The sequence below is a fragment of the Ferrovibrio sp. GW821-FHT12F09 genome (assembly GCF_058806775.1).
Genome location: NZ_JBXAPZ010000002.1, coordinates 682,625 through 704,007, shown reverse-complemented (window position 1 = coordinate 704,007; position 21,383 = coordinate 682,625). Strand labels below are relative to the sequence as shown.

At 64.4% G+C, this 21,383-nt stretch carries 20 protein-coding genes; 12 read left to right on the top strand and 8 right to left on the bottom strand.

All coding sequences use genetic code 11. The features are described 5' to 3' along the window. Nucleotides 1–204 precede the first annotated feature (204 nt). The 8 genes from ileS (at nucleotide 205) to AC1ROB_RS16310 (ending at nucleotide 11,744) form a co-directional block, all read left to right on the top strand. Complete coding sequence (gene ileS / locus AC1ROB_RS16345) at nucleotides 205–3,033, top strand: isoleucine--tRNA ligase (protein WP_492970062.1); 2,829 nt, start codon at nucleotides 205–207, stop codon at nucleotides 3,031–3,033. Then, nucleotides 3,033–3,524 carry a signal peptidase II gene (gene lspA / locus AC1ROB_RS16340; RefSeq protein WP_492970063.1) on the top strand — a complete coding sequence of 164 codons (492 nt, stop codon included), beginning with the start codon at nucleotides 3,033–3,035 and terminating at the stop codon, nucleotides 3,522–3,524. Before ileS ends, lspA begins: the two co-directional genes overlap by 1 nt. 216 nt (nucleotides 3,525–3,740) lie before the next feature. After that, nucleotides 3,741–5,675 (top strand): PAS domain-containing sensor histidine kinase, encoded by a 1,935-nt coding sequence (locus tag AC1ROB_RS16335; RefSeq protein WP_492970064.1) that lies wholly within the window; start codon nucleotides 3,741–3,743, stop codon nucleotides 5,673–5,675. Between the two features lie 105 nt (nucleotides 5,676–5,780). Then, the gene (locus AC1ROB_RS16330; RefSeq protein ID WP_492970065.1) at nucleotides 5,781–6,416 is read left to right on the top strand and encodes a DUF3035 domain-containing protein; all 636 of its coding nucleotides are present in this window, start codon (nucleotides 5,781–5,783) and stop codon (nucleotides 6,414–6,416) included. A gap of 13 nt (nucleotides 6,417–6,429) precedes the next feature. Then, nucleotides 6,430–7,770, top strand: coding sequence for a M16 family metallopeptidase (locus AC1ROB_RS16325; RefSeq protein ID WP_492970066.1), 1,341 nt, complete (start codon nucleotides 6,430–6,432; stop codon nucleotides 7,768–7,770). A gap of 9 nt (nucleotides 7,771–7,779) precedes the next feature. Beyond that, entirely contained in the window at nucleotides 7,780–9,120 is a 1,341-nt protein-coding gene (locus tag AC1ROB_RS16320) for a M16 family metallopeptidase (RefSeq protein ID WP_492970067.1), read from the top strand. Nucleotide 9,121: 1 nt separating this feature from the next. Then, nucleotides 9,122–10,987: a DNA mismatch repair endonuclease MutL gene (mutL, locus tag AC1ROB_RS16315; RefSeq protein ID WP_492970068.1), complete on the top strand. Its 1,866-nt coding sequence runs from the start codon at nucleotides 9,122–9,124 to the stop codon at nucleotides 10,985–10,987. Between the two features lie 145 nt (nucleotides 10,988–11,132). Beyond that, on the top strand, nucleotides 11,133–11,744 hold the full coding sequence (locus AC1ROB_RS16310) for a pyridoxamine 5'-phosphate oxidase family protein (RefSeq protein ID WP_492970069.1): 612 nt from the start codon (nucleotides 11,133–11,135) through the stop codon (nucleotides 11,742–11,744). Between the two features lie 16 nt (nucleotides 11,745–11,760). On the opposite strand, the gene AC1ROB_RS16305 is transcribed toward AC1ROB_RS16310, so the two are convergent. The 4 genes from AC1ROB_RS16305 to AC1ROB_RS16290 form a co-directional block, all read right to left on the bottom strand. Beyond that, the gene (locus AC1ROB_RS16305) at nucleotides 11,761–11,985 is read right to left on the bottom strand and encodes a hypothetical protein (protein WP_492970070.1); all 225 of its coding nucleotides are present in this window, start codon (nucleotides 11,983–11,985) and stop codon (nucleotides 11,761–11,763) included. Between the two features lie 421 nt (nucleotides 11,986–12,406). After that, a complete protein-coding gene (rsmD, locus tag AC1ROB_RS16300) occupies nucleotides 12,407–12,979 on the bottom strand; it encodes a 16S rRNA (guanine(966)-N(2))-methyltransferase RsmD (protein ID WP_492970071.1) in 573 nt (190 codons plus the stop codon). Between the two features lies 1 nt (nucleotide 12,980). After that, the gene (locus AC1ROB_RS16295; protein WP_492970072.1) at nucleotides 12,981–13,757 is read right to left on the bottom strand and encodes a pseudouridine synthase; all 777 of its coding nucleotides are present in this window, start codon (nucleotides 13,755–13,757) and stop codon (nucleotides 12,981–12,983) included. After that, complete coding sequence (locus tag AC1ROB_RS16290; protein WP_492970073.1) at nucleotides 13,754–14,485, bottom strand: gamma-glutamyl-gamma-aminobutyrate hydrolase family protein; 732 nt, start codon at nucleotides 14,483–14,485, stop codon at nucleotides 13,754–13,756. The genes AC1ROB_RS16295 and AC1ROB_RS16290 overlap by 4 nt, the downstream gene beginning before the upstream one ends. Nucleotides 14,486–14,569: 84 nt before the next feature. Here AC1ROB_RS16290 and AC1ROB_RS16285 point away from each other — a divergent pair, with 84 nt between their 5' ends. The 3 genes from AC1ROB_RS16285 to AC1ROB_RS16275 all read left to right on the top strand — a co-directional run bounded on the left by AC1ROB_RS16285 (nucleotide 14,570) and on the right by AC1ROB_RS16275 (nucleotide 17,477). Next, complete coding sequence (locus AC1ROB_RS16285) at nucleotides 14,570–15,019, top strand: nucleoside deaminase (protein WP_492970074.1); 450 nt, start codon at nucleotides 14,570–14,572, stop codon at nucleotides 15,017–15,019. 127 nt (nucleotides 15,020–15,146) lie between these two features. Continuing rightward, on the top strand, nucleotides 15,147–16,352 hold the full coding sequence (locus AC1ROB_RS16280) for an acyl-CoA dehydrogenase family protein (RefSeq protein ID WP_492970075.1): 1,206 nt from the start codon (nucleotides 15,147–15,149) through the stop codon (nucleotides 16,350–16,352). A gap of 30 nt (nucleotides 16,353–16,382) precedes the next feature. Continuing rightward, on the top strand, nucleotides 16,383–17,477 hold the full coding sequence (locus AC1ROB_RS16275; protein ID WP_492970076.1) for a M14 family metallopeptidase: 1,095 nt from the start codon (nucleotides 16,383–16,385) through the stop codon (nucleotides 17,475–17,477). A 74-nt stretch (nucleotides 17,478–17,551) separates the two neighbouring features. Here the strand turns inward: AC1ROB_RS16275 and AC1ROB_RS16270 are convergent, their stop codons facing one another. Together AC1ROB_RS16270 and AC1ROB_RS16265 are read right to left on the bottom strand one after the other, a co-directional pair. Next, a complete protein-coding gene (locus AC1ROB_RS16270) occupies nucleotides 17,552–18,103 on the bottom strand; it encodes a sigma-70 family RNA polymerase sigma factor (protein ID WP_492970077.1) in 552 nt (183 codons plus the stop codon). Nucleotides 18,104–18,272: 169 nt separating this feature from the next. Beyond that, the gene (locus tag AC1ROB_RS16265) at nucleotides 18,273–18,503 is read right to left on the bottom strand and encodes a hypothetical protein (RefSeq protein WP_492970078.1); all 231 of its coding nucleotides are present in this window, start codon (nucleotides 18,501–18,503) and stop codon (nucleotides 18,273–18,275) included. A 281-nt stretch (nucleotides 18,504–18,784) separates the two neighbouring features. Between AC1ROB_RS16265 and AC1ROB_RS16260 the strand changes: the two genes are divergently transcribed. Next, nucleotides 18,785–19,135 (top strand): PRC-barrel domain-containing protein, encoded by a 351-nt coding sequence (locus tag AC1ROB_RS16260; RefSeq protein WP_492970079.1) that lies wholly within the window; start codon nucleotides 18,785–18,787, stop codon nucleotides 19,133–19,135. Between the two features lie 55 nt (nucleotides 19,136–19,190). Here AC1ROB_RS16260 and AC1ROB_RS16255 read toward each other — a convergent pair whose 3' ends face one another. Further along, entirely contained in the window at nucleotides 19,191–20,243 is a 1,053-nt protein-coding gene (locus AC1ROB_RS16255) for a phosphotransferase (protein ID WP_492970080.1), read from the bottom strand. A 3-nt stretch (nucleotides 20,244–20,246) separates the two neighbouring features. Then, on the bottom strand, nucleotides 20,247–21,314 hold the full coding sequence (locus tag AC1ROB_RS16250) for a phosphotransferase (protein ID WP_492970081.1): 1,068 nt from the start codon (nucleotides 21,312–21,314) through the stop codon (nucleotides 20,247–20,249). Nucleotides 21,315–21,383 lie beyond the last annotated feature (69 nt).

Below are 21,383 nucleotides of genomic sequence, written 5' to 3'. Positions count from 1 at the left end.
CGGGCCGGCGTCGGGCGGCCATCTCGACAGTCCCCGGCCCAAATGCTAAACCATCGCCATGCTTGGGCAATTTGCCATATCCCGCGCGCTGCGGCGGCCGCGAATTAGCGGCCCGGTCCTTATCTAAGGCCCGGGATTCTCTCGACTTTTTCCTTAAAATTCGCGCCGGCCACCGCGCCCGCGGCGCGTTACCCGAGTTGAGCCATGACCACCGACTATCGCCCGACCGTATTCCTGCCCACCACCGATTTTCCGATGAAGGCCGGTCTGCCGGCCAAGGAACCGGAAATCCTCGCCCGCTGGGAAAAGCTCGGCCTCTACGAGCAGCTCCGCAAGGACTCGAAAGGCCGCGAGCAGTTCGTGCTGCATGACGGCCCGCCCTATGCCAACGGCAACCTGCATATCGGCCACGCGCTGAACAAGATCCTGAAAGACGTCATCAACCGCTCGCGGCAGATGATGGGCTTCGACGCCAATTACGTACCGGGCTGGGACTGCCACGGCCTGCCGATCGAATGGAAGATCGAGGAAAAGTACCGCAACGCCGGCAAGAACAAGGACGACGTGCCGATCGACGAGTTCCGCAAGGAATGCCGCGATTTCGCCGAACACTGGATCGGCATCCAGCGCGAGGAATTCAAGCGGCTGGGCGTGATCGGCGACTGGAAGAATCCCTACACGACCATGAGCTTCGCAGCCGAAGCCCAGATCGTGCGCGAGATCCAGAAATTCCTGATGAACGGCGGCCTGTTCAAGGGTTCGAAGCCGGTGATGTGGTCGATCGTCGAGCGCACGGCGCTGGCCGAGGCGGAAGTCGAGTATCACGAGCACACCTCGTCCACCATCTTCGTCAAGTTCCCGGTGGTGAAGGCTTCGACCAAGGCGGTCGAGGGCGCATCCATCGTGATCTGGACCACCACGCCCTGGACCATGCCCGGCAACCGCGCCATCGCCATGAGCAAGGACGCGGCCTATGTGCGGCTGCGCATCGATGCGATTGCAGAGAAGTCGCTGGCCAAGGTGGGCGACGAGGTGATCGTCGCAAAAGACCTGGTCGAAGGCATCGCCAAGGCCTGCGCCATTGAAGCGTTCACTGAACTGACCAGCCTGACCGGCGCCGACCTGCTCGGCACGATCTGCGCCCATCCGCTACGCGGCCAGGGCTATGAATTCAATGTGCCTGTCCTGCATGGCGATTTCGTCACCATGGATGCCGGCACCGGCTTTGTGCATATCGCGCCGGGTCATGGCGCCGACGACTACAATCTCGGCACCGCCAACGGCATTGAAGTGCCGCATACGGTGGATGCCGATGGCCGTTACTTCCATCACGTGCCGGTCTTCGGCGGCGATCATCCGGCCCGCGTGCTGGACGATACCGGCAAGGATGGCGACGCCAATGGCCGCGTCATCGCGGTGATGATCGAAGCCGGCGCGCTGCTGGGCAAGGGCCGTCTGCGCCACCAGTATCCGCATTCCTGGCGCTCGAAGGCGCCGCTGATCTTCCGCAACACGCCGCAGTGGTTCATCTCGATGACCACCAACGACCTGCGCAAGAAGGCGCTGGCCGCCATCGACGCGACCCAATTCTATCCGGCCGGCGGACGCAACCGTCTTTATGCCATGATCGAGCAGCGCCCGGACTGGGTGATCAGCCGTCAGCGCGCCTGGGGCGTGCCAATTGCCGTGTTCGAGAACCGGGAAACCGGCGAGCTGCTGAAGGACCCAGAGGTCAACGAGCGCATCGTGGAAGCCTGCCTGAAGGGCGGCGCCGATGCCTGGTTCACCGCCAAGCCGGCCGACTTCCTGGGCAACCAGTACAATCCGTCCGACTGGAAGATGGTGACCGACATTCTCGATGTCTGGTTCGATTCCGGCTCGACGCACAGCTTCGTGCTGGAACAGCGCCCCGACCTGAAATGGCCGGCCTCGCTGTATCTGGAAGGTTCGGACCAGCATCGCGGCTGGTTCCATTCCTCCCTGCTGGAAAGCTGCGGTACCCGTGGCCGCGCGCCCTACGATGCGGTTCTTACGCACGGCTTCACGCTGGACGAGAAGGGCCGCAAGATGTCCAAGTCGCTCGGCAACACGACCGAGCCGCAGGACGTCATCAAGCAGTCGGGCGCCGACATCCTGCGCCTGTGGGTGGTGTCGTCGGATTACTCCGACGATCTGAGCGTCGGCAAGACCATCATCCAGGCCCAGTCGGATGCCTATCGCCGCCTGCGCAACACGCTGCGCTATCTGCTCGGCAACCTGGCCGGTTTCGATGAATCCGAGCGGCTGCCGCATGCCCAGATGCCGGACCTGGAGCGCTGGGTGCTGCATCGCCTGGCCGAGCTGGACACGGTGGTGCGCGAAAGCTGCGAAGCTTACGATTTCCACCGCATGTATGTGGCGCTGTATAATTTCTGCGCAGTCGACCTGTCGGGCTTCTATTTCGACATCCGCAAGGATGCACTCTACTGCGACGCGACGACCAGCATCCGCCGTCGTGCCGCCCGCACCGTGCTGGACAGCATGTTCGACTGCCTGGTGAAATGGCTGGCGCCCTTCATCAGCTTCACCGCCGAAGAGGCCTGGCTGACGCGCTATCCGTCGGAAGACGGCAGCGTGCATCGCGAACTCTTCCCTGCGGTGCCGGCCGAATGGCTGAATGCCGATTTGGGCGCGAAGTGGGAGCGCGTGCGTCGGGTGCGCCGCGCTGTTACCGGCGCCATCGAGATCGAGCGTGCGGAAAAGCGTATCGGCGCCAGCCTACAGGCCCATCCGGTGGTCTATGCGACGGCCGAGGATATCGCGGCCCTCGATGGCCTCGACTTCGCCGAGATCTGTATCACCTCGGGCATCACATTGCGTGAGGGCGACGGTCCGGCCGAAGCCTTCCGCAGCGAGGATGTGAAGGGCGTTGCCGTGGTGCCGCAGCAGGCCTCGGGCCTGAAATGCGAGCGCTGCTGGCAGGTGCTGCCGGAAGTCGGTCATGTGCCGGGCCATGACGATCTGTGCAAGCGCTGCAGCGAGGCCCTGTCGTGATGAGCCGCCCGATGGCCGTGCGGCTTGGCCTGATCGCGGCTGTGCTGGTGCTGGTTTCCGACCAGCTCAGCAAGGTCTATTTCCTCGATCTGATGCAGCAGAATCCGGCCGGGATCAGGATGACGCCGTTCTTCAACCTGGTCATGGTCTGGAATACCGGCGTCAGCTTCGGCCTGTTTCGCGAAGACAGCGCCCTGCGCAGCTGGACCCTGATCGCCGTTGCGGTTGCCGTTCTGGTCTGGCTGGCGATCTGGCTGTGGCGGGCCGAGTACCGGCTGACGGCACTGGCACTCGGCGGCATCATCGGCGGCGCCATCGGCAACATTATCGACCGCATACGGTTCGGCGCGGTTTTCGATTTCCTCGATTTCCATGCCTTCGGCTGGCATTGGCCCGCCTTTAATGTCGCCGATTGCGCCATTGTGGTGGGCGTGGGGCTGCTGCTGCTCGATACGGTCCTGCCGCGGTCCGAAAGACCTCACGGCGAATAAGTCGCAGAACCGAAAACACTACCTTCAATATATGTTCCGGCGATTCGTTGCGCCGGTCAAAGAATGGTGGCAGCATTCACCCTTGGGGGCGAGTTCCACGAGAGGCAGGATGCTTCGGGCGCGGCGAGTATCCGAACGGAATAACCGGTTGGAAAAGCGGAACGACAGAGCGCGCCGTCTGGTTCAGCGACGTGCCGGCCGGCCGGCAGGCGCAGCATGACCTCATCCTCCCGGCGGCTGTCCGCTGTCCGTCATCAGCTTTCCGCCAAGCAGGTCAAGGCGACGGTGATCGCCACCCTGCTGCTTGGTTTCCTGTCCAGCCTGTTCCAGCTGGTGCTCGATATTCGCAACGAAGTCGAGCAGCGTGAGGCGACCGTCACCCAGGTGATGGACATGCTGAACGATGCCGCGTCCCAGGCCGCCTATGCGCTGGACGAGCAGCTGGCGGCCCGTGTGGTCAGCGGCCTGCTGCTCTACAAGCCGATCTGGCGGGCCGAAATCTACGACAACTACGGCCGCCGCATGGCGATGCAGGAGCGCGCTCACAGCGTCACCCCGCCCAGCGGCCTGGCCACCATGCTGCCCAGCACCGATGAAGTGGTGGTCCGCCCGCTGTACGGCCCGCGCGACCAGGACCTGGTGGGCGAGATGCGGGTGGCGGTCGATGGCACCCTGCTGGCGCGCAGCGTGCTGGAAAGAACCTGGGTGGTCGTGCTCACCGGTTTCGTACGCAACTTCGTGCTGGCGCTGATCCTGGCCGTGCTGTTCTATTTCACGCTGACGCGGCCGCTGCTCAATCTGGTGGCCCAGCTGGGCAAGGCCGATCCGCGCCGGCCCGACGAAACCCGCATCACCGTGCCGAAGAATCATGCGGATGACGAATTCGGCCTGCTGGCCGAGCGGGTGAACGAAATCCTGCGCGCCGGCGGCGAATACCTGGCCGAGGTGGAGCGCAGCCGCGAACTGTTGCGCACCGTGCTGGATGCCACGCCGGCGCCGATCAGCGTCAAGGATATCGATGGTCGGTATTTGCTGGTCAACCGCCAGGTCGCGGAGACCTTCGACCTGGAACCGGACGAGATCATCGGCAAGCGTATCGACGATCTGCCGCTGGGCGGCATTGCGGCGGAGGATCGCGAGGACTTCGTGAGCTTCGGCCGGGCGATGGAAGAGGCGGTGCTGTCCAGCGGACTCCCCGTGCTGAATCGCGAACGCAGCCTGCGGCTGGCCGATGGCCGGATCCTGACCATGCTGGAAAACAAGGTGCCGCTGCACAAGAGCAATGGCGAGCCCAGCGGCATTCTCTCCATCACGCTGGATATCAGCGAGCGCAAGCAGGCGGAAAAGGCCCTGGACGAGGCCAATGGCCGGCTGCGGGCCCAGGCCGAGGATCTGGAGCGGCTGGCGGCGTCCTATGCGCGCGAGCGCGAACATGCCATTGCCGCCAATCGCGCCAAGTCGGAATTCCTCGCCAATATGAGCCATGAGCTGCGCACGCCGCTCAATGCCATCATCGGCTTTGCGGAAGTCATCACGCTGCGCATGTGGGGCGCCAATTCGGACCGCTATTTCGACTATGCCGAAGACATCGTGATGAGCGCCCGGCATCTGCTGCATGTCATCAACGACATCCTGGATATGTCGAAGATCGAGGCCGGGCGCTACGAGCTGTCGCTGGAGACCAGCGCGCTGCCCAATGTGATCGGCGACTGCCTGACCATCGTGAAGGGGCGGGCCCAGGAGGCGGAGATCGATCTGCTCGATGTCTTCCCCGACGAGATGCCGGCGGTGCGGATCGACGCGCGCGCCATCAAGCAGGTGATGCTGAACCTGCTGTCGAATGCGATCAAGTTCACCCCCGCCGGCGGTCAGGTCGAGGTCGGCGGCGGACGGCTGCCCGATGGCGGCGTGGAGATCACCGTACGCGATACCGGCGTGGGTATCCGCGCCGAAGACCTGTCGCGGATTTTCGAGCCGTTCTGGCAGGGCGACCCCAATATCCGCCGCCGCAGCGAGGGCACCGGCCTGGGGCTGGCGATCAGCCGCAAATTCGTCGAACTGCATGGCGGCACCCTGCGGATCAACAGCCGCGAGGAAGCCGGTACGGTGGCCACGATTCGTCTGCCGCCGGATATGGTCATCGGCGGCTGACGCCCCGGTGTTTTTGCCGGTTTGCCAAGCTCCGGCCGCCCTTGTGCGGAGGGCTTGGGCAAGGGTAAAATCCCCCGCTCCGTTACTGAGAAGGATCGTTCCGCCATGCGTCGACCGAACAAGGCCGGCTGCCGCCCGTCGATGGGCCGCCCCGCGATGGGCCGTCCGTCGCTCGCCTGGGCCGTGCTGGCGCTCCCCTTCATCCTGGGGGGCTGCAGCGGTGCCCGCGATGCGCTGGGTCTGAACAAGAAAACCCCGGACGAATTTGTCGTGGTCACCAAGGCGCCTCTGGTCCTGCCGCCCGAATTCGGCCTGCGGCCGCCCGAGCCGGGCGCCCCGCGGCCCCAGGAAGTGCCGGCCCGCGATCGGGCTGCCGCCGCCCTGTCGGGCACCAGCACCGATGCTGCCGGTCAGTTGACGCCGATGAACCGCGTCGCCGTGGCGCAGCAGCCGCGCTCGGCCGGTGAGTCCGCCCTGCTGCAGCAGGCCAAGGCCAGCAATGCCGATCCCGATATCCGCCGCAAGGTGAATGACGAATTCACCCAGCTGGCCGAACGCGACCGCCGCTTGGTCGACCGCCTGATCTTCTGGCAGTCGGCCGAACAGCCGGGCACACCGCTGGATCCGGCCAAGGAAACCCAGCGCCTGCGCGAGAATGCCGCGACGGGCAAGCCGACCACAGCCGGTGACGTGCCGCTGATCAAGCGCCGTGAGCGCGGCCCGCTCGAGGGTATTTTCTGATACGGAGACCGCGTTGCTGCATCGCCTGATTGTTGCCCTGTCCGCCGCACTGATTGCAGGCGCAGCAGGATGGGGCGGCGACAGCCGAGCCCAGGTCTTTCGCCCCAGCCAGCTGGTGCTGGAAAATGGCATGCAGGTGATTCTGATCGAGGATCACCGCGCGCCCATCGTGCATCACATGGTCTGGTACAAGGTTGGCGCCGCCGACGAGCAGCCCGGCGTTTCCGGCGTGGCGCATTATCTCGAACACCTGATGTTCAAGGGCACGCCGAGCGTACCGCCGGCGGAGTTCTCCAAGATCGTGGCGCGCGAGGGCGGCCGCGACAACGCCTTCACCTCGTCGGACTATACCGGCTATTTCCAGACCATCGCCAAGGACCGCCTGGAACTGGTGATGCGCATGGAATCCGAGCGCATGAACCAGTTGCAGCCGCGCGCGGCCGACGCGAAACCTGAATTGCAGGTCGTGATGGAAGAGCGCCTGAGCCGCACCGACAACAATCCCGGCGCGCTGTTCGGCGAGCAGCTGGATGCCGCCCAGTATCTCAGCCATCCCTATGGCCGCCCGGTGATTGGCTGGCCGCAGGAAATCCAGCGCCTGACGCTGGAGGATGCGATGAGTTTCTATCGCACCTGGTATGCCCCCAATAACGCCATCCTGATCGTGGCCGGCGATGTGACGCTGCCGGAGCTGAAGCGCCTGGCCGAGAAATATTACGGCCTGATCCCGATGCGGCCGATCCCGGCGCGGTTCCGGCCGCAGGAGCCGCAGCAGCTGGCGGCGCGCCGCCTGAGCATGAGCGACGCACGCGTGTCGCAGCCATCCATGCGCCGCACCTATCTGGCGCCGACGCGCAGTGCCGGCGAAAAGCAGCATGCCCTGCCGCTGTCGGTGCTGTCGGAAATCCTGAATGCGGCGACCGGCCGGCTTTACAAGGCGATGGTGCAGGGCGAAGGGCCGGCGGTTTCGGCCGGCGCCTGGTATTCCTCGCTCTCGCTCGATCCCGCCACCTTCGGTTTCAGCGCCTCGCCCAAGCCGGGCCGCAAGCTGGAAGAGGTTGAGACCGCGCTGGATGAGGTAATTGCCGCCGTGCTGGCCCGGGGCGTCACGGCCGAAGAACTGCAGCTCGCCAAGACCGTGATGCAGGCGGAAACCGTTTTCGCCCGCGACAGCCTGTCGGGCGCGGCGCGCACCTTCGGCGCGGCGCTGACCAGCGGATTGACGGTAGAGGATGTCGAAGCCTGGCCGCGTCTGGTCGATGCGGTCACCGCCGAGCAGGTGCTGGCGGCTGCGCGCTATGTCTTCGATCTGCGCCGGTCGGTGACCGGCCATCTGCTACCCAAGCAAGGTTAGGAACCCGGAATGGCGATGCTGTCTTCCTTCCGTGGCTTCGCGCTCGGGCTTGCACTGGTCTGCGCCGCGACCGCCGCCTGGGCCGGCCCGAAGATCGAGCAGATCAAAACACCGCTGGGCATCTCGGTCTGGCTGGTACAGGAACCGGCAATCCCGATGCTGGGTCTGCAGGCGGCCTGGCGCGGCGGTTCGTCCAGCGATCCGGCCGGGCAGGAAGGGCTGGCCAGCCTTGCCACCGGCCTGCTCACCGAGGGCGCCGGCAATCTGGACACCGATGCGTTTCAGGAGGCCTTGCAGGAAAAGGCGATCAGCATCGATTTCAGTGCCGACCGCGACTACACCAGCGTCAGCCTGCGCACGCTCATCCAGCATCGCGAGCGTGCTTTTGAGCTGCTGAAGCTCAGCATGACCGCGCCGCGTTTCGACGACGAGCCGCTCAGCCGCAGCAAGGCCCAGGCGCGCGTCGCCTACGAACGCAGCCGGCAGAGCCCGAACGCGCTGGCCGGCGAGCGGTTTTCCCAGCTTGCTTATGGCGACCATCCCTATGGCCGCCGCTCATCGCCCTCCACCGAAAGCCTGACGCGGATCAACCGGCCGGAGCTGGCCGGCTTCGCCCGTAGCCTGCTGGCCCGCAGCAATCTGGTGATCGGCGCGGTCGGCGATATCACGCCGCAGGAGCTGGCGCGCCTGGTGGACCAGACCTTTGGCAGCCTGCCGGCGGAACCGCAGGTGGTGCTGCCGGCCACGGTGGTGCCGCAGACCGCGGCAACGCCCGTCGTGATTCCGTTCCCCAATCCGCAGAGCATTGTGCTGCTGGGTGCGCCCGGCATCGCGCGCGAAGATGCCGACTGGTACGCCGCCACCGTGCTGAATCAGGTGATCGGCGGCGGCGGCATGACGTCGCGGCTGTTCGAGGAGGTGCGCGAGAAGCGCGGCCTGGTCTATTCGGTCGGCACCCAGCTCACGCCCTACAAGGCCTCGGCGTTGCTGTCGGGGTCGCTGGCCACCAGCAATGCCCAGGTTGGCGATGCGCTCAGGCTGGTGCGCGCCGAACTGGCCAAGGTGGCCAAAGACGGCGTCAGCGATGCCGAACTGGCTTCGGCCAAATCCTTCATGACCGGATCTTTCCCGCTGCGGCTCAGCTCCAATGCCGCTATCGCCGGCATGCTGGTGGCGATGCAGAATACCGGCCTCGGCCCCGATTACATTGATGCCTATCCCAACCTGATCAAAGCCATCACCCAGGATGACGTCCGTCGCGTGGCGCAGCGCCTGTTCGCCCGCAATGAGTATCTGATCGTGGTGGTGGGACAGCCGGCTGGCCTGGAAACGCCAAAGCAGGGTGGCTGATATGGCCGTTCCCAATGGCATCCGGCGTCTGCCGGAAACCCTGGTCAACCGCATCGCCGCCGGCGAAGTGGTCGAGCGGCCGGCCAGTGCGGTCAAGGAACTGGTGGAAAATGCCATCGACGCCGGTGCGAAGCGCATCGATATCGCGATCGCCAATGGTGGCCGCAGTCTGATCAGCATCAGCGATGACGGCCGTGGCATGGCGCGCGACGATCTGCCGGTGGCGGTGGAGCGTCACGCCACCTCCAAGCTGCCGGGCGACGACCTGCTGGATATCCAGTGGCTGGGCTTCCGCGGCGAGGCGCTGCCGTCCATCGGCGCGGTCAGTCGCATGAGCATCGTCTCGCGGCAGCCAGCCAGCGACTCTGCCTGGGCGCTGGAGGTCGATGCCGGCAAGGTTGGCAGCGTTAAACCGGCCGCTGCCGGTCCCGGCACCCGCATCGAGGTGCGCGACCTGTTCTATGCCGTGCCGGCGCGCCTGAAATTCCTCAAGACCGACCGCGCCGAAGACCTGGCCGTGCAGGAGATCGTCAAGCGGTTGGCCATGGCGCATGCCGGCATCGCGTTTACATTACAACAGGACGGTCGCACCAGCTTCCGTGCCGATGCTGTGCAGGGCGAACTCTTTGCCCGCCGGCTCGGGCGCCTGGAACAGATTCTCGGCCGCGACTTTGCCGACAATGCCGTGCAGATCGAAGCCGAGCGCGAAGGCATCAAACTGACCGGCCATGCCGGGCTTCCCACATACAATCGCGGCAATGCCCAGCACCAGTATCTGTTCGTCAACGGTCGTCCGGTGCGCGACAAGCTGTTCGTCGGCGCCGTGAAGGGCGCCTATGCGGATTTCCTCAGCCATGACCGGCATCCGGTGGTGGCGCTGTTCCTCGAAGTGCCGGCCGAGCAGGTCGACGTCAACGTGCATCCGGCCAAGGCGGAAGTGCGCTTCCGCGATCCCGGCCTGGTGCGCGGCCTGATCGTGGGCGCGCTGCGCCATGCCTTGGCCGAGGCCGGCCATCGCGCCAGCAGCACGGTGGCGCAGGCCGCTTTGGGCGCGCTGCGTCCGCAGGGTGCGCCGAGCCTGGCGCTGCCATTTGGCAACGGCTCGCGCTGGCGCGGCTATGACAACCTGCGGCCCAGTTCGGTCCCCGGCCTGGCCGAGGCGGCCGCGCTGTATAACGCGCCGCAGGGCGATTTCTCCCGGGACGAGGCCGGGTTGCCTGATGATGACGGCCTGCTTCCTGGTGCACGTGCTGAGGAACAGGGTGTCTCGCCGGTGCAGTTGCAGGCCTATCCGCTGGGCGCGGCGCGCGCCCAGGTGCATGAGACCTATATCGTGGCGCAGACGGCGGACGGCATCGTGGTGGTTGACCAGCATGCCGCCCATGAGCGCCTGGTCTACGAGCGCATGAAGGTCAATCTGGAAGCCGGCAAGGTGCCGCGCCAGGCGTTGCTGCTGCCCGAGGTGGTGGAGCTGAACGAGGCGGAAGCCTCGCGGCTGACAGCGCGGGCCGCCGAGCTGGCTGAACTCGGCCTGGTGCTGGAAAGCTTTGGCGATGGCGCCGTGGTGGTGCGCGAGGTGCCGGCGCTGCTTGGCGATGTGGCCGTGCAGAATCTGGTGCGCGACCTCGCCGATGCGATTGCCGAATACGACAATGTGCTGCCGCTGAAAGAGAAACTGGAAGAGGTCTGCGGCACCATGGCCTGCCATGGCAGCGTGCGCGCCGGCCGCCGCCTGACGCTGGACGAGATGAACGCGCTGCTGCGCCAGATGGAAGCCACGCCGCATTCGGGCCAGTGCAATCACGGCCGGCCGACCTATGTGGAACTCAAGCTCGCCGATATCGAGAAGCTGTTCGGGCGGCGTTAACCCGGCAATGAATTATAGTGCCGGCATCCGCCGCGCAAAATGTCATCGAAAATCGTCGACCCTCATGGCGAAGATCGGTGGCGCTTTCTGAAAGCCCGTGGCAGAAAACGGCATCCGTCATCCCTCTCGCCACAGGATGCCTGCCATGACCATCATCAAAACCGTCGAAGAGCTGGAAACGCTCTACGGCCAGCCGGGGGAAACCTCGCTGGCCAAGGAAATCGACTATATTGCGCCGGCCTATCGCCGTTATATCGAAGCCTCGCCCTTCGTCTCGCTGGCCACCGCCGGACCGGAAGGGCTCGACTGTTCGCCGCGCGGAGATCTGGCCGGCTTCGTGCGCATCCATGACGAGAAGACGCTGATGATGCCCGACCGGCGCGGCAACAACCGCGTCGACAGTTTGCGCAACATCGTGCGCGATCCGCGCGTCGGCCTGCTGTTCGTCATTCCGGGTTCGGGCAATACGCTGCGCGTCAACGGGCGGGCGCATCTCGATACCGATCCTGCTTTGCTCGACAGTTTCAAAATGGAAGGCAAGGCACCGCGTTCGGTGATCGTGATCGCGGTCGACAGCATCTATTTCCAGTGTGCCCGTGCCATCGTGCGGGCCGATCTGTGGAATCCGGCGCTGCATGTCGATCCGAAATCGCTGCCGACCGCCGGCCAGATCCTGGCCGAACTCAGCAAGGGCCGCGTCGGCGGCGAGGTCTACGACCGCGAATGGCCGGAGCGCGCCAAAGCCTCGATGTGGTGAGCGGCAGCCTTAATCCTTAGTGCCGCTCCAGCAGCTGGCCCATGGCATCGGGCCGCAGACTGGCCAGCGATTCCTGGGTCACCGCCAGCTGGCGGGCCAGGGCGCTGGTTTCGGTCAGCACAACCTGCGTCGCCAGGTCGGCCTGGACCAGCGAGGCGAGGCTGCGGATGCCGTCGATATCGGCCGCGGAGGGCCGTATCACCAGGACTGAGGTTGCCGGGTTACGGTCGAGATCAAGCATTGCAGTCCTCCTTCCGGGTCTGTCCGCAGCGACCGCAGGTTGGGCGAATCGCTCACTGATTAGTTGAAAATACTATATTGGCAGTCGTAAAAGTTGTCTTAGCCAAAAAGCCGGTTTTTATTGGATGCGAACGCAGAGCGCAGGCAGCCGCTTGATTTTTCATCCATACGTTCCTATAATGTTCCTATATGACGTGCCGCAATCCGGGTATGATCGTGATCTCTGCTGATGGACATCGTGAATGGGTGCGGTTTTTGATTCTATAATAGAATCAATACTATAATTGGAATTTACGGGCCTCAACCGGCTTTGAGCGGGACAGAATTGGTTTGCAATCGGCCTGAATTCGCTCTGCGCTGGACCGAATAGGTCCTTAATCGGCCTTCACTTGGCTCTGAACGGGCCGCAATTGGCCCCGGTCTTAGCCCTGCCGGAGCAGGAAGGTCAGCCGCGCCGGACCCTGCTGGCGTTCCTCCAGCAGGCTGAAGCCGGGCGGAATGGCGAAGCTGCCTTTCGCGTCGGTTTCCACCATCACCAGGGCATCGGGCTTGAGCCAGCCCTCACGGTCCAGGGCGGTGAGCGCCTGGGTGCCGCTGCCGGAGCGGTAGGGCGGGTCCATCAGTACCAGGTCGGCGGGGGCGGGCGCCGGGCCGGGATGGGTGCAGTCGGCGCCCCGCAGCGTGATGCGGTCGGTGAAGCCCAGCTCACGGCCATTCTGCAGGATCACCCGGCGGGCCGCCGGATCGATCTCGAACAGGTAGGCATGATGGGCGCCGCGCGACAGCGCTTCGAAACTCAGGGCGCCGGAGCCGGCGAAGGGATCGAGCACGATACCGCCCTCCAGCCGGGATTTGCCGGCATCGGTCATCAGGCTGGGCGAATGCAGCAGCATGTTGAACAGCGATTCGCGCACGCGGTCAGTGGTCGGCCGCGTGGTGCGGTCGGGCGGCGCGGCAATCGCCCGGCCGCGATGGCTGCCACCGACAATGCGCATGTCAGGCTTTCTTGGCCGCCGCCTTTTTCGCGGGCGACTGCTGCGACTTGCCGATGCCGAGCTGCTCGTTCAGTACCTTGCCCGGCACTTCCTTCACCTTGCCGGGTTCGATGGTGCCAAGCTGGAAGGGGCCATAGGCGGTGCGGATCAGGCGGCTGACCTGGTGGCCCAGATGCTCCATCACGCGGCGCACCTCGCGGTTCTTGCCTTCGCGCAGGCCGACGACCAGCCAAGAGTTGTCGCCCTGGCTGCGCTCCACCGTGGCGGTGATCGGCCCATAGGCCACGCCCTCGATGGTGATCCCTTCGGCCAGTTCGGCCAGATGCTGCTTGTGCGGCAGGCCGTTGACGCGCACACGATACCGCCGCAGCCAGCCGGTGGCCGGCAGTTCCAGCCGCCGCGCCAGTTCGCCGTCATTGGTCAGCAGCAGCAGGCCTTCGGAATTGAAATCCAGCCGGCCCACCGAGATGACGCGCGGCAGGCCCGGCGGCAGGTTGTCGAAGACCGTCGGCCGGCCTTGCGGGTCCTTGTGCGTGGTCATCAGGCCGCGCGGCTTGTGATAGAGCCAAAGCTGGGTCTTGGCCGGCCCGGCCAGCGGCTTGCCGTCGACGCGGATGTCGTCGCCGTCCTTCACCAGGAAGGCCGGCGTATCCAGCTTCTTGCCGTTGACGATGACGCGGCCTTCGGCGATCCAGCGTTCGGCGTCGCGGCGCGAGCAGATGCCGGCGCGCGCCAGCCGTTTGGCGATGCGTTCGCCCTTTTCGGTCTCGTCGCTCATGTGGCGCAGGCTTCGATGAAGGCGCGGAACAGCTTGCGGTCGCCCTCGCTGATGAAGAATTCCGGATGCCACTGCACGCCGAGGCAGAAGCGATAGCCCGGATGCTCGATGCCCTCGATCACGCCGTCGGGCGCCACGGCATCGCAGACCGCGCCGGGTGCGACGGTTTCGACGGCCTGGTGATGGGCTGAATTGACCGGCAGTTCATCGGCACCGACGATCCGGCGCAGCAGGGTATCGGCGCTCACCTTCACCGGATGGCCGGCCTGGTCGCGCGGATTGGGCTGCTCGTGCGGCAGCGGCTCTTTCACGCTGTCGGGGATGTGCTGGATCAGCGTGCCGCCGAGCACGACATTCAGCAGCTGCTGGCCGCCGCAGATGCCGAAGACCGGCTTGTCGCGTTTCAGCATGCCCTGGGTGATCGCCCATTCGAACTGGGTACGGGCGCCTTTCAGCTTCACGGTTTCATGGCGCGTGGCGGCGCCGAACAGGGCCGGGTCGACGTCGAAATTGCCGCCGGTGACGATCAGGCCGTCCAAGAGGTCGAGATAGCGGTCCACCGCCGCCGGTTCATGCGGCAGCACCAACGGCACGCCGCCACTTTCGGTCACCGCCGAGCAGTAATTCTGCCGCAGGGCATACCAGGGGAATTTCGAATAGCCGCCGGGCTCTTCGGAATCGAGGGTGATGCCGATCAGGGGGCTGCGGGGTGATTTGGGCGTGGCCATAGGGTCTTATAGGCCGGCCCGGCTGGCTTGACGAGAGGGCCGGCTTGCTTGACGGCGGAAGACGGCTCCCGCAGGCTCGCCCCGATGACCCAGACACCCATGGATATCGCCCTCAACGAAGCCCGCGCCGCGCAAGACCGCGGCGAGGTGCCGATCGGCGCCGTGATCGTGGATGGGGTGACCGGCCAGGTGGTCGCCCGGGCCGGCAACGAGACGCGGGCGCTGAACGACCCCACCGCCCATGCCGAGGTGCTGGCGATCCGCCGTGCCGCCACCACCCTGGGGGCGGAGCGGTTAAGCGGTTGCGACCTCTACGTCACCCTGGAGCCCTGCACCATGTGCGCTGCAGCGATCAGCTTCGCGCGGTTACGCCGGCTTTATTACGGCGCTGAAGACCCCAAGGGCGGTGGCGTGGCGCATGGTGCGCGTGTCTTCGCACAGCCGACATGCCATCACCGGCCCGAGGTCTATGGCGGCATCGCCGAGACCAGTTCTGCTGCATTGTTGCGCGACTTTTTCGCGGCCAGGCGCTGAACCCCAAGATCATTTTGGGGCGCTGATCCACTGCCGATATTGGTCCAGTCCCTAGCCGAAGCCGGCGCGCGGGCCTAAACTCCCCCGCGTATCCGCTATCGGTTAACTAGAAACAGGGAAGAAACACATGGACTTCGAATTCTCCGACCGCGTCAGGGACCTGCAAGAAAAAGTCTCGCGCTTCATGGACGATCATGTCTATCCGAACGAGCATCGCTTCCACGAGGAAGTGGCCAAGGGCGATCGCTGGCAGCCGACGGCTGTCGTCGAGGAGCTGAAGGAAAAAGCCAAGGCGCAGGGACTGTGGAACCTGTTCCTGCCGGAAAGCCATCGCGGCGCCGGCCTCAAGAATCATGAATATGCCACGCTCTGCGAGATCATGGGCCGCGTGCACTGGGCACCGGAAGTGTTCAACTGCTCGGCGCCCGATACCGGCAACATGGAAGTGCTGGAGCGGTATGGCACCGACGAGCACAAGAAGGAGTGGCTGGAGCCGCTGCTGGCCGGCAAGATCCGTTCGGCCTTCGCCATGACCGAACCGGCGGTGGCTTCGTCAGACGCCACCAATATCGAGTCCTCCATCCGCAAGGACGGCGACTCCTATGTGATCAACGGTCGCAAATGGTGGACCTCGGGTATCGGCGATCCGCGCTGCAAGATTCTCATCTTCATGGGCAAGTCGGACGCCAACAATCCCAACAAATACCAGCAGCAGTCGATGATCCTGGTGCCGCGCGATGCCAAGGGCGTCAACGTCCTGCGCATGCTGCCGGTGTTCGGCTATGACGATGCGCCGCATGGCCATGGCGAGGTGGTGTTCGACAATGTGCGGGTGCCGGCCTCCAACATGCTGCTGGGAGAGGGCCGCGGTTTCGAGATCGCCCAGGGGCGCCTCGGTCCGGGCCGCATCCATCACTGCATGCGCCTGATCGGCCAGGCCGAGCGTGCGCTGGAAAAGATGTGCAAGCGCGCCAAGAGCCGCGTCGCCTTCGGCAAGCCGGTGGCGGAGCAGACCGTGACGCTGGAGCGCATCGCCGATGCCCGCATCATGATCGACCAGGCCCGTTTCCTGACGCTGCATGCAGCCTGGAAGATGGACACGGTCGGCAACAAGGCGGCCCGCAAGGAAATCGCCATGATCAAGGTGGCGGCGCCGCTGATGGCCTGCCAGGTGATCGACTGGGCCATGCAGGTGCATGGCGCGGCTGGCGTTTCGGAAGACTTCGGCTTGGCGGCGGCTTATGCGCAGGCGCGCACGCTGCGCTTCGCCGACGGTCCCGATGAAGTGCATCGCAACCAGATTGGCCGCCTTGAACTGGACCGCTGGAATTAAAGTTCGACCACAAAAAAGCAGAGCCTCCCCATGACTGTTGAAACCTACTTTTCCGCCACCTATGCCGAGGCGCGCGACAAGTTCCGTGCTGCGGCAAAGGAGGCGGGCGCCACGCTTACCGTTTACGAGAATCCCAAAGCCAAGGGACCGAACGGCGAGACCCTGACCACCGATGTGGCCTGCCTGGGCCCGCAGGATGCCGAGAGCGTCTACATGACGACCTCGGGCACCCATGGCGCCGAAGGTTTCTGCGGCTCCGGCGCGCAGATCGGCCATTTCAGGGACAAGCTGTTCAGCGCCATGTCGCCGAAGACCAAAGCGGTGATGATCCATGCGATCAATCCGCATGGCTTCGCCCATGTGCGCCGGGTGACGGAAGACAACGTCGACCTGAACCGCAACTTCCAGGACTTCTCCAAGCCGCTGCCCAAGAACGCGGCCTATGAGGAAGTGCATGACCTGCTGCTGCCGGCCCATTGGGAAGGCCAGGGCCGTGCGGCCGCCGACCAGGCGATCCTGGACTACCAGACGAAGCACGGCGCCTTCGCCTTCCAGTCGGCGATGTCGGGCGGCCAGTATTCGCGTCCGGACGGCCTGTTCTTCGGCGGCCAGAAGCCGACCTGGTCGAACGAGACCTTCCGCCGCATCCTGAAGGAGCATGTACCGGCCAGCGCAAAGAAGCTGGTCAGCATCGACTTCCATACCGGCCTTGGTCCCATGGGCTATGGCGAGCCGATCTATGTCGGTCCGGAAGACCCGGCCTATTACACCCGGGCCAAGACCATGTTCGGTCCGGAAGTGACCAATCCGAACGACGGCAGTTCCACCTCGGCACGCGTCACCGGCACGGTGCCGGAGGCTTTCCTCGACCTGCCGAAGTCTGTCGAAGTGACGGCCATTGCGCTTGAATACGGCACCCAGCATTGGCAGCAGGTGACCGAGGCGCTGCGTGGCGACCACTGGCTGTTCGCGCGCGGCGGTGGCGATCTGTCCTCGCCTCTGGCCAAGCAGATCAAGCAGAAGATCCGCGATGCCTTCTATACCGATACGACGCCCTGGAAGGCGGCGATCTACGGCCGCGCCGCCGATTTCGCGCTGCGCGCCTTCCGCGGCCTCGAAGGCTGAAGACGACGCCATAAAAAAGCAAATGGCGGCAGGATCGCTCCTGCCGCCATTTTTATGTCGGGATGGACGGCTGCTTAGTGATGCAGTTCGGCCAGGCGCTGGGCCCGGGTGATGTCGGGCAGACGCGCGGCATATTCTTCCTCGCCCACCATCATACGCTCCAGCTCCTGGCGGGCGCGGGCCAGACGGCTGCGGATGGTGCCAATGGGGCAGTTGCAGACCTTGGCGGCTTCCTCGTAGGACATGCCATGGCCGACGACCAGCACCAGCGTTTCGCGCTGGGCCTTGTTCAGCTTGCCGATGGCGGTCATCAGCTCACCCAGCACCAGGCTGTCTTCCTGCGGGGCCTTCACGGCCATCAGGTTCTCGATGGCAGAGTTGTCGCCAAATGTCGTGGCTTCGCGGCGGCGGCGGCGAGCCTGATCGATATGCTGATGGCGCATGATGGTGAAAACCCAGGCCTTGAAATTGGTGCCGGGCTGGAACTGGTCGGACTTGGCCAGGACGCGCATGGCGGTCTCCTGAGTCAGGTCTTCAGCCCAGCTGCGGTCGCGGGTGAGCATGATGGAAAAGGCTTTGAGGGAGGGGAGGGTTTCCAGCAGCAGGCCGTGAATATTGTCGGTCATGGGAGACGTCCTCTTATGTGTTTTTGACGTAATGACTGGATGAACAGTGCGTCGTCAGTGACACAGAGGATGGGCTTCGGACCGGCTCGCAGCCAGCGATAAGGCTGGGACATGCCGTGACAATGCTGCGACCGGGAAAGCCGGAAAACCGCTAAAATCTATAGCGTTTTCAGTGCTTTGGCCTGGCTTTGGCGGTTGTGATATTGCTGGTTCCGAGATCGGACAGCTGTTCCTGCAGCAGCGGCAGGGCGCGGTCGAGCCAGTCGTTGAAATGCTGGCTTTGCAGGGTTTTCGCGGTGAATTGCTCTGCTGGCTGAGCGGAGTCGGCAGTGAAATCCTGCGCAGGCATTTCAGCGCCGGTCCCGCTCATTTCCAAAGATGCCTTCTCACGCTTCGACATATTTCCCCGCGCGGCCGACCCGGCCATCACGCCCCAGACTGGCCTCGCTAGAGGCTGATTGCCTGCCGACAGTCTGTGCCGGCACCTGAACACCTGCAATCCCGAATGACGGAGCGGTTACAAGGTTCCCGAAATATGTGCGATCAGGCGGTGACCGAAGGGGTAGCTGTGTCAAGTGCAGCAAAGACCGCGATGGATCGGAACCCTCCGTATGCGACCCCGTTAGGTTTGCATGGGAGCGAGGCAGCTCCCTTGATCTTTCAATAACGGAGGAAACTACCATGGCTGACCGCCTGATCTCGGCCGATAAGGTCGAAGGCACCACCGTCTACAATCCCAGCGGCGACAAGCTCGGGTCGATCAACAACGTCATGATCGACAAGACCACCGGCAAGGTCGCCTATGCCGACATGTCTTTCGGCGGTTTTCTGGGGATCGGCGACCGCCACCACCCGCTGCCCTGGAGCATGCTGAAATACGATGCGAAGCAGGGCGGCTATGTCGTCAACCTGGACAAGAAGAAGCTGGAAGGCGCGCCGAATTACGGCAACGACGACCGGCTGAACTGGGAAGACGAGAGCTGGGGCCGCAAGGTGCATGACTATTACGGCGTACCGCCGTTCTGGATGTAAGCCTTCACGACGCAGTGAGGAAAGGGCGCCCCGGCATATCTGTCCGGGGCGCTTTTTATTCCTCGTCGCCGTCGACCAGGGTCCAGGCCTGATTGGCCACGGAGCGTCCGAGCGCGGCATAAGCCTTGATGGCCGGCGTGGCGGCGCCATTGGCCTGGCCGCGCTTGATAATGCCCTGTGCCGTGACAGCGACGCGTAACAGGGCAAAGGCCAGATAGAAATTCCAGTGCGGAATGTTGTCGCGGGCGCTGCAGCGGCAATAGGCGGCGATGTAATCGGGTTCGCCGGGAATGCCGGTGTCGAGGAAGTCGATACCCTGCAGGCTGCCCATGCCGGGAATGGTGACGCGCCAGGGCATGCAGTGAATGGCCAGATCGGCCAGCGGATGGCCCAGCAGCGCCAGATCCCAGTCCTGGATCGCCACCACACGCGGCTCGGTGGGATGAAAGGTCAGGCTGTCGAGCCGGAAGTTGCCATGCATCAGGCTGGTGACATTGTCGTCGGGAATGTGATCGGGCAGCCAGGCGAGCAGGCGCTCCATGGCGCTGATCTCTTCGGTCTGGTTGCTGCGGTACTGCTCGATCAGCGCCGTCACCTGCCGGTTCAGGTAATCCAGGCCGCTGCCGTTGGCGGGGAGGCCGGTCTGGCCGGGCAGCAGGCCATGCACGCGGGCCAGCGTGTCGGCCATCGCCTCGTAATGGGCCTGCCGCTGTTTGGCGTCCATGCCGGGCAGGTTGGGGTCGCGGAAATGCCGTCCTGAAACATAATCCAGCAGATAGAAGGGCGTACCGATCACCGTGTCATCGGTGCAGACATGCAGCGGCGTCCCGATCGGCATGCCGGCCGCATGCAGGGCGCGCAGCAGGGTGAAGTCACGGTCGATGGATTCGGCCAGAGACATGCCCTTGCGTGGCTGCAGGCGCTTGCGCAGTACGGCATTGCGGCCGGGGCTGTGCAGCATGAAGGCGGGATTGGCCACCGAACCCTTGAACTGCTGCACGTTCAGCGGTGGCTTGAATTCGGGCAGATGCTTGGCGATATATGCCGTTAACCTGGCCTCGTCGAACCGGTGTTGCGGTTGTACGGGGGTCAGGTCGGCCGCTGCCATGCCTTATTTGCTCCCCGTCATCCTCTGCACCAGCGCCCAGGCCTGCTCGGCGATCGGCTTGGCACGTTTGCCGGATTCGATCGCATGCTGACTGGCGGCGGTGCCGTCCTTCACCCGTCCCATGATGCCCTGCAGGATGCCGGCGATCCGGAACATGTTATAGGCCATGTAGAAGTCGAGATGCGGAATGCCGTCGCGGCCGGTGCGCTTGCAGTAGGTCGCGAGATAGTCCTGCTCGGTGGGAATCCCCAAGGCAGCGAAGTCGACACCGGCGACGCCACGGAAGGTTTCGGGCGCCAGCCGCCAGGACATCAGGTGATAGCTGAAATCGCCGAGCGGGTGGCCCAGCGTTGAAAGCTCCCAGTCCAGCACCGCGATTACGCGTGGCTCGGTCGGATGGAAGATCATGTTGTCCATGCGGTAATCGCCATGGACGATGCTGGTTTCCTCGCCTGGCGGAATATTGGCCGGCAGCCATTCGATCAGATGGTCCATGGCCGGAATCGATTCCGTCTCCGAGGCCTTGTACTGCTTGCTCCAGCGGGCGATCTGGCGGGCGAAGTAATCGCCGGGCTTGCCGTAATCGCCCAGGCCAATAGCGGCGTAATCCACTTTGTGAAGGGCAGCGATGGTGCGGTTCATCGCATCGAAGATGCCGGCGCGCTCTTCGGGATTCATGCCAGGCAGACGCTGGTCCCACAGAATGCGGCCTTCGACGCAGTCCATCACATAGAAGGCGGTGCCGATGACGCTGTCGTCCTCGCACAGGCCATAGGTGCGGGCGACAGGCACATCGGTCTGGCCCAGCGCGGTGATAACACGGTATTCGCGATCGACCGCATGGGCCGATGGCAGCAGCTTGCCCGGCGGCTTGCGACGCAGCACGTATCTCTTTGCCGGCGTCACCAGCATGAAGGTGGGATTGGACTGGCCGCCCTTGAACTGGTGCACCGTCAGCGGGCCGCGATAGTCAGCCAAATTGGCCTTCAGCCAGGCCTCCAGCGCACCTTCATCGAACTTGTGACGCTCCTGCACCGGCATGGTGCCGACGAAGCGGTCCTGATCGCTCATACCCTGTTTCCTCTTGTCGTTGGAGCGCCAATACGCGCCGCTCAAGGCCTACGATAGACAAGCGGGACA

Coding starts and splice junctions, on each gene's coding strand:
- ileS (WP_492970062.1), top strand. CDS start 205: ATGACCACCGACTATCGCCCGACCGTATTCCTGCCCACCACCGATTTT.
- lspA (WP_492970063.1), top strand. CDS start 3,033: ATGAGCCGCCCGATGGCCGTGCGGCTTGGCCTGATCGCGGCTGTGCTG.
- AC1ROB_RS16335 (WP_492970064.1), top strand. CDS start 3,741: ATGACCTCATCCTCCCGGCGGCTGTCCGCTGTCCGTCATCAGCTTTCC.
- AC1ROB_RS16330 (WP_492970065.1), top strand. CDS start 5,781: ATGCGTCGACCGAACAAGGCCGGCTGCCGCCCGTCGATGGGCCGCCCC.
- AC1ROB_RS16320 (WP_492970067.1), top strand. CDS start 7,780: ATGGCGATGCTGTCTTCCTTCCGTGGCTTCGCGCTCGGGCTTGCACTG.
- mutL (WP_492970068.1), top strand. CDS start 9,122: ATGGCCGTTCCCAATGGCATCCGGCGTCTGCCGGAAACCCTGGTCAAC.
- AC1ROB_RS16310 (WP_492970069.1), top strand. CDS start 11,133: ATGACCATCATCAAAACCGTCGAAGAGCTGGAAACGCTCTACGGCCAG.
- AC1ROB_RS16305 (WP_492970070.1), bottom strand. CDS start 11,985: ATGCTTGATCTCGACCGTAACCCGGCAACCTCAGTCCTGGTGATACGG.
- rsmD (WP_492970071.1), bottom strand. CDS start 12,979: ATGCGCATTGTCGGTGGCAGCCATCGCGGCCGGGCGATTGCCGCGCCG.
- AC1ROB_RS16295 (WP_492970072.1), bottom strand. CDS start 13,757: ATGAGCGACGAGACCGAAAAGGGCGAACGCATCGCCAAACGGCTGGCG.
- AC1ROB_RS16290 (WP_492970073.1), bottom strand. CDS start 14,485: ATGGCCACGCCCAAATCACCCCGCAGCCCCCTGATCGGCATCACCCTC.
- AC1ROB_RS16285 (WP_492970074.1), top strand. CDS start 14,570: ATGACCCAGACACCCATGGATATCGCCCTCAACGAAGCCCGCGCCGCG.
- AC1ROB_RS16280 (WP_492970075.1), top strand. CDS start 15,147: ATGGACTTCGAATTCTCCGACCGCGTCAGGGACCTGCAAGAAAAAGTC.
- AC1ROB_RS16275 (WP_492970076.1), top strand. CDS start 16,383: ATGACTGTTGAAACCTACTTTTCCGCCACCTATGCCGAGGCGCGCGAC.
- AC1ROB_RS16270 (WP_492970077.1), bottom strand. CDS start 18,103: ATGACCGACAATATTCACGGCCTGCTGCTGGAAACCCTCCCCTCCCTC.
- AC1ROB_RS16265 (WP_492970078.1), bottom strand. CDS start 18,503: ATGTCGAAGCGTGAGAAGGCATCTTTGGAAATGAGCGGGACCGGCGCT.
- AC1ROB_RS16260 (WP_492970079.1), top strand. CDS start 18,785: ATGGCTGACCGCCTGATCTCGGCCGATAAGGTCGAAGGCACCACCGTC.
- AC1ROB_RS16255 (WP_492970080.1), bottom strand. CDS start 20,243: ATGGCAGCGGCCGACCTGACCCCCGTACAACCGCAACACCGGTTCGAC.
- AC1ROB_RS16250 (WP_492970081.1), bottom strand. CDS start 21,314: ATGAGCGATCAGGACCGCTTCGTCGGCACCATGCCGGTGCAGGAGCGT.